Raw genomic sequence first — 6,970 nt, 5'->3', positions numbered from 1 at the left:
TCTCTCCTCTTCCGTACCCGGTCGGCCATCGAGATCAAACTTTCCCTTCCCCCCCGCTTTGCGTTCTGCTGCGCAGAAAAGGCCAGGCAGGCCGGGAACACGTTGAACACCTGCCAGTGTAGCCAGTGTTGGCGAGCATGTTTAACAAAATGCAGCCGCTAGCGCTTGCCCATGGTCTATCGCTGACATGAATGGTCGGCGATCACTGTCATCATGCTTCATGCCTGCAGCGTACAAAATGACTGGAAAGTCGCGTTTTCAAGGTGCTTGAGAGCATTTGACAACGCCGATCTTTTCGGAGAATGTGTGCACACCCAAATCAAACGGGCGTATGAATTGAGCGTTTGTATGTCAGATCGCTCTTACAGAACCCCGATTAGCGCGCCGACGGGTGTGCCTGCGGCAAGACACCGGCAGACCGGCTCTTGCGCCAGCGATCGGCGTGTACAGTTCAGCTTCCATATCGTGGAGATCAGTTGATGATTTACGAAGGTAAAGCCATCACGGTTAAGGCTCTTGAAAGCGGCATCGTCGAACTGAAGTTCGACCTCAAGGGTGAGTCCGTCAACAAGTTCAACCGCCTCACTCTGAACGAGCTGCGCGAGGCCGTCGACGCCATCAAGGCCGACGCTTCGGTCAAGGGCGTCATCGTCAGCAGTGGCAAGGACGTGTTCATCGTCGGCGCCGACATCACCGAGTTTGTCGATAACTTCAAGCTGCCCGAGGCCGAGCTGGTTGCCGGCAACCTGGAAGCCAACCGTATCTTCAACGCCTTCGAAGACCTCGAAGTGCCGACGGTTGCCGCCATCAACGGCATCGCCCTGGGCGGTGGTCTGGAGATGTGCCTGGCCGCCGATTACCGGATCATGTCCAGCACTGCCAAAATCGGCCTGCCGGAAGTCAAACTGGGCATCTACCCAGGCTTCGGCGGCACCGTGCGCCTGCCGCGCCTGGTCGGCTCGGACAACGCCATCGAGTGGATCGCCTCGGGCAAGGAAAACCGTGCCGAAGACGCCCTGAAAGTCGGCGCCGTCGATGCCGTGGTTACCCCTGAGCTGCTGCAGGCGGGTGCACTGGACCTGATCAAGCGCGCCATCAGCGGCGAGCTGGACTACAAGGCCAAGCGCCAGCCCAAGCTGGAGAAGCTCAAGCTCAACGCCATCGAACAGATGATGGCCTTCGAGACTGCCAAGGGCTTCGTTGCCGGCCAGGCCGGCCCGAACTACCCGGCGCCGGTCGAAGCCATCAAGAGCATCCAGAAGGCCGCCAACTTTGGCCGTGACAAGGCGCTGGAAGTCGAGGCCGCGGGCTTCGCCAAACTGGCCAAGACCTCGGTTGCCGAGAGCCTGATCGGCCTGTTCCTGAATGACCAGGAGCTCAAGCGCAAGGCCAAGGCCCATGACGAGATCGCCCACGACGTGAAGCAGGCCGCCGTGCTCGGCGCCGGCATCATGGGTGGCGGCATCGCCTACCAGTCGGCCGTCAAGGGCACGCCGATCCTGATGAAGGACATCCGCGAGGAAGCCATCCAGCTGGGCCTGAACGAGGCGTCCAAGCTGCTCGGCAAGCGCGTCGAGAAAGGCCGCCTCACCCCGGCGAAGATGGCCGAAGCGCTCAACGCCATTCGCCCGACCCTGTCGTATGGCGATTTCGCCAACGTCGATATCGTGGTCGAGGCCGTGGTCGAGAACCCGAAGGTCAAGCAAGCGGTCCTGGCCGAGGTGGAAGGGCAGGTGAAAGCGGACGCCATCCTGGCTTCCAACACCTCGACCATCTCGATCAACCTGCTGGCCAAGGCACTCAAGCGCCCCGAGAACTTCGTCGGCATGCACTTCTTCAACCCGGTGCACATGATGCCGCTGGTCGAAGTCATCCGTGGCGAGAAGTCCAGTGAAGTGGCCGTTGCCACCACCGTGGCCTACGCCAAGAAAATGGGCAAGAACCCGATCGTGGTCAACGACTGCCCGGGCTTCCTGGTCAACCGCGTGCTGTTCCCGTACTTCGGCGGCTTCGCCAAGCTGGTCAGCGCTGGTGTCGACTTCGTGCGCATCGACAAGGTCATGGAAAAGTTCGGCTGGCCGATGGGCCCGGCCTACCTGATGGATGTGGTCGGTATCGACACCGGTCACCATGGCCGTGACGTGATGGCTGAAGGCTTCCCGGACCGCATGAAGGACGATCGTCGCTCTGCCGTCGACGCGCTGTACGAGGCCAACCGCCTGGGCCAGAAGAACGGCAAGGGCTTCTACGCCTACGAGACCGACAAGCGCGGCAAGCCGAAGAAAGTCTTCGATGCCGACGTGCTCGACGTGCTCAAGCCGATCGTCTTCGAACAGCGTGAGGTTACCGACGAAGACATCATCAACTGGATGATGGTCCCGCTGTGCCTGGAGACCGTGCGCTGCCTGGAAGACGGCATCGTCGAAACCGCCGCCGAAGCCGACATGGGCCTGGTCTACGGCATCGGTTTCCCTCCTTTCCGCGGTGGCGCGCTGCGCTACATCGATTCGATCGGGGTCGCCGAGTTCGTCGCACTGGCCGACAAGTACGCCGACCTGGGGCCGCTGTACCACCCCACTGCGAAGCTGCGCGAAATGGCCAAGAGCGGCCAGCGCTTCTTCAACTGAGCGCCCAACGAGCTAGAGCGAGAATACTGATATGAGCCTGAATCCAAGAGACGTGGTGATTGTCGACTTCGGTCGCACGCCGATGGGCCGCTCCAAGGGTGGCATGCACCGCAACACCCGCGCCGAAGACATGTCCGCGCACCTGATCAGCAAGCTGCTGGAGCGCAACGACAAGGTCGACCCGAAAGAAGTCGAGGACGTGATCTGGGGCTGCGTCAACCAGACCCTGGAGCAGGGCTGGAACATCGCGCGCATGGCGTCGCTGATGACCCAGATCCCGCACACCTCTGCCGCGCAAACCGTCAGTCGCCTGTGCGGCTCGTCGATGAGCGCGCTGCACACCGCCGCCCAGGCGATCATGACCGGCAACGGTGACGTGTTCGTCATCGGCGGTGTCGAGCACATGGGCCACGTCAGCATGATGCACGGCGTGGACCCGAACCCGCACATGTCCCTGCACGCCGCCAAGGCCTCCGGGATGATGGGCCTGACCGCCGAGATGCTGGGCAAGATGCACGGCATCAGCCGCGAGCAGCAGGACCTGTTCGGCGTGCGTTCGCACCAGCTCGCCCACAAGGCGACGGTGGAAGGCAAGTTCAAGGACGAGATCATCCCGATGCAGGGCTATGACGAGAACGGCTTCCTGAAGGTCTTCGACTTCGACGAGACCATTCGCCCGGAAACCACCCTCGAAGGCCTGGCATCGCTCAAGCCGGCCTTCAACCCGAAAGGCGGCACCGTCACCGCCGGTACTTCGTCGCAGATCACCGACGGCGCTTCGTGCATGATCGTCATGTCCGGCCAGCGCGCCATGGACCTGGGCATCCAGCCGCTGGCGGTGATCCGCTCGATGGCGGTGGCGGGCGTGGACCCGGCCATCATGGGTTACGGCCCGGTGCCTTCGACGCAGAAAGCCCTCAAGCGCGCCGGCCTGAGCATGGCCGACATCGACTTCATCGAGCTCAACGAAGCCTTCGCTGCACAGGCCCTGCCGGTGCTGAAAGATTTGAAAGTGCTCGACAAGATGGATGAGAAGGTTAACCTGCACGGCGGCGCCATCGCTTTGGGCCACCCGTTCGGTTGCTCGGGTGCGCGAATTTCCGGCACCCTGCTCAACGTCATGAAGCAGAATGGCGGCACGCTCGGCGTGGCGACCATGTGCGTCGGCCTGGGCCAAGGCATCACCACTGTCTTCGAACGCGTCTGATCGCGTTGCAAGGCAGCAACCGGGGCCCTGTGCCCCGGTTTTTGTTTTTTACAGGATTTGTTCAAGAGGCAGGGCGACATGCAGATACAACCCGGTGTGTACCGGCACTACAAGGGCCCCGAGTATCGTGTGTTCGGCGCTGCGCGCCACTCCGAGACCGAGGAGTGGGTGGTGTTCTATCAGGCCCTGTACGGCGAATTCGGCCTGTGGGTGAGGCCGCTTTCGATGTTCCTGGAGTCGGTCGAGGTTGACGGCGAGCAGGTGCCACGCTTTGCTTTGGTCGAGGCCGAAGAAGGGCTGTCCGGGTTGCTGGCCAAGGCCGACGACTGAGCGTTCGCGCTTGACCTCACTGTTTTGCCACTATATATAGCGGTGCCGCGTCTGGCACCTGACGCGTTTTTCATCTTCAGATTCAGGAATACTCCGATCCATGGGCAAATCGCTGGTCATTGTGGAATCCCCGGCCAAGGCCAAGACCATCAACAAGTACCTGGGCAACCAGTACGTGGTGAAGTCGAGTATCGGCCATATCCGCGACCTTCCCACCAGCGGTTCCGCCAGTGCGAGCAAGGAACCGGCGGCCAAGCGTGGCAAGGCCGCAGCTGAGGCTCCGGCACTGTCGCCCAAGGAAAAGGCCCGCCGCACGCTGGTGGCACGCATGGGCGTCGACCCTGAGGCCGGCTGGAAAGCCAAGTACGAGATCCTTCCCGGCAAGGAGAAGGTGATCGAAGAGCTGCGCCGCCTGGCCAAGGATGCCGACACCATCTATCTCGCAACCGACTTGGATCGCGAGGGGGAAGCCATTGCCTGGCACCTGCGCGAAGCCATCGGCGGTGACGACAGCCGCTACAAGCGTGTGGTGTTCAACGAAATTACCAAGAAAGCCATCCAGGAAGCGTTCTCGCAGCCGGGCGAGCTCGATATCGATCGGGTCAATGCCCAGCAGGCGCGTCGTTTCCTCGATCGCGTGGTTGGTTACATGGTTTCGCCGTTGCTGTGGGCCAAGATCGCCCGTGGCCTGTCCGCTGGCCGTGTGCAGTCGGTGGCGGTGAAGCTGGTCGTCGAGCGCGAGCGCGAAATCCGCGCTTTCAACCCGGAAGAGTACTGGGAAGTCCACGCCGACCTGGGCACTGCCAAGAACGCCAAGGTGCGTTTCGAAGTGGCGCGCGAGAAGGGCGAAGCCTTCAAGCCGCTGAACGAAGCCCAGGCCATGGCCGCCCTGGAGAAACTCAAGGCGTCGAGCTACAGCGTCAGCAAGCGCGAAGACCGGCCGACCAGCAGCAAGCCCTCGGCACCGTTCATCACCTCCACCCTGCAGCAGGCCGCGAGCAACCGCCTGGGCTATGGGGTGAAGAAAACCATGATGATGGCCCAGCGTCTGTATGAAGCCGGCTACATCACTTACATGCGTACCGACTCGACCAACCTGTCGGTCGATGCCGTGGAAATGGCGCGCAGCTACATCGAGAAAGAGTTCGGCAAGCAGTACCTGCCGGCCGCGCCCATCGTCTACGGCAGCAAGGAAGGGGCCCAGGAAGCGCACGAGGCGATTCGCCCGTCCGACGTCAACACCCACCCGACCAAGCTCACCGGTATGGAGCGTGATGCCGAGCGCCTGTACGAACTGATCTGGCGCCAGTTCCTGGCCTGCCAGATGCCGCCGGCGCAGTACCTGTCCACCAGCGTTACCGTGGCGGCTGGCGATTTCGAGCTGCGTGCCAAAGGCCGCATCCTCAAGTTCGACGGTTACACCCGCGTCTTGCCGCAGCAGAGCAAGCCAGGTGAAGACGACGTGCTGCCCGACATGGCGCAGGGCGAAGCGCTCAAGCTGATCCAGATCGACCCTAGCCAGCACTTCACCAAGCCGCCGGCGCGCTTCACCGAAGCCAGCCTGGTCAAGGAAATGGAAAAACGCGGTATCGGCCGACCATCGACCTATGCCGCGATCATTTCGACCATCCAGGACCGCGGCTATGTGACCCTGCACAACCGCCGCTTCTACTCCGAGAAGATGGGCGACATCGTCACTGAGCGCCTGTCGGAGAGTTTCTCCAACCTGATGGACTACGGTTTCACCGCAGGCATGGAAGAGAACCTCGACGACGTAGCCCAGGGCGAGCGTGACTGGAAGAGCGTGCTGGACGAGTTCTACGGCGACTTCAGCAAGAAGCTGCAGACCGCCGAGTCCACCGAGCATGGCATGCGTGCCAACCAGCCGACCCCAACCAATATCGAGTGCAAGGAATGCGGGCGGCCGATGATGATCCGCACGGCCTCCACCGGCGTATTCCTGGGTTGCTCGGGCTATAGCCTGCCACCCAAAGAGCGTTGCAAGGCCACTGTGAACCTGGTGCCGGGCGACGAGATCGCTGCTGACGACGAAGGTGAGTCCGAGTCGCTGGTACTGCGTGGCAAACATCGCTGCCCGATCTGCTCGACCGCCATGGACGCCTACCTGCTCGACGAGAAGCGCAAGCTGCACATCTGCGGTAACAACCCGGATTGCGTCGGCTACGAGATCGAAGAGGGCAGCTACCGCATCAAGGGTTACGAAGGGCCGAGCCTGGAATGCGACAAGTGCGGCAGCGAGATGCAGCTCAAGACCGGCCGTTTCGGCAAGTTCTTCGGTTGCACCAACGCTACCTGCAAGAACACCCGTAAGCTGCTCAAAAGCGGCGAGGCGGCGCCACCGAAGATGGACAAGGTGGACATGCCCGAGCTCAAGTGCGAGAAGGTCGACGACACCTACGTGCTGCGTGACGGTGCCTCGGGTCTGTTCCTGGCCGCCAGCCAGTTCCCCAAGAACCGCGAAACCCGTGCGCCGCTGGTGCTGGAAATTGTGCCGCACAAGCACGAGATCGATCCGAAATACCACTTCCTCTGCGAAGCGCCGCAGAAGGACCCTGAAGGCCGCCCGGCGGTGATCCGCTACAGCCGCAAGACCAAGGAGCAGTACGTTCAGTCTGAAGTCGACGGTAAGCCGACTGGCTGGAAGGCGTTCTACGACGGCAAGGCGTGGAAGGTCGAAGACAAGCGCTGATCGTTCAGGGCTTTGATCGGGGCCAAGCGGCCCCACTCATTTGATGACAAGCAAAGCGCAATCCCTGAAACTGCAGGCAATCGCCTTGCAGCCTTC

The 6,970-nt window shown here is 61.8% G+C and carries 4 protein-coding genes; all 4 read left to right on the top strand.

Annotated features, from left to right (window positions below; genetic code table 11):
* Positions 1 to 479 precede the first annotated feature (479 nt).
* The 4 genes from fadB to topA all read left to right on the top strand — a co-directional run bounded on the left by fadB (position 480) and on the right by topA (position 6,874).
* Positions 480 to 2,627: a fatty acid oxidation complex subunit alpha FadB gene (gene fadB / locus ACO6VM_RS25295; RefSeq protein ID WP_422403980.1), complete on the top strand. Its 2,148-nt coding sequence runs from the start codon at positions 480 to 482 to the stop codon at positions 2,625 to 2,627.
* A 31-nt stretch (positions 2,628 to 2,658) separates the two neighbouring features.
* Positions 2,659 to 3,834: an acetyl-CoA C-acyltransferase FadA gene (fadA, locus tag ACO6VM_RS25290; protein ID WP_125463366.1), complete on the top strand. Its 1,176-nt coding sequence runs from the start codon at positions 2,659 to 2,661 to the stop codon at positions 3,832 to 3,834.
* A gap of 78 nt (positions 3,835 to 3,912) precedes the next feature.
* Positions 3,913 to 4,164, top strand: coding sequence for a DUF1653 domain-containing protein (locus tag ACO6VM_RS25285; RefSeq protein ID WP_125463367.1), 252 nt, complete (start codon positions 3,913 to 3,915; stop codon positions 4,162 to 4,164).
* 100 nt (positions 4,165 to 4,264) lie between these two features.
* Complete coding sequence (gene topA / locus ACO6VM_RS25280; RefSeq protein WP_401056870.1) at positions 4,265 to 6,874, top strand: type I DNA topoisomerase; 2,610 nt, start codon at positions 4,265 to 4,267, stop codon at positions 6,872 to 6,874.
* Positions 6,875 to 6,970: the final 96 nt, after the last annotated feature.

Origin of the sequence: Pseudomonas sp. GZD-209 (assembly GCF_049310485.1) — a bacterium.
In the GTDB taxonomy this organism is placed as follows: domain Bacteria; phylum Pseudomonadota; class Gammaproteobacteria; order Pseudomonadales; family Pseudomonadaceae; genus Aquipseudomonas; species Aquipseudomonas sichuanensis.
Note: the sequence above shows the minus strand (reverse complement) of the source record. Positions and strands in the feature narration are given on the sequence as shown.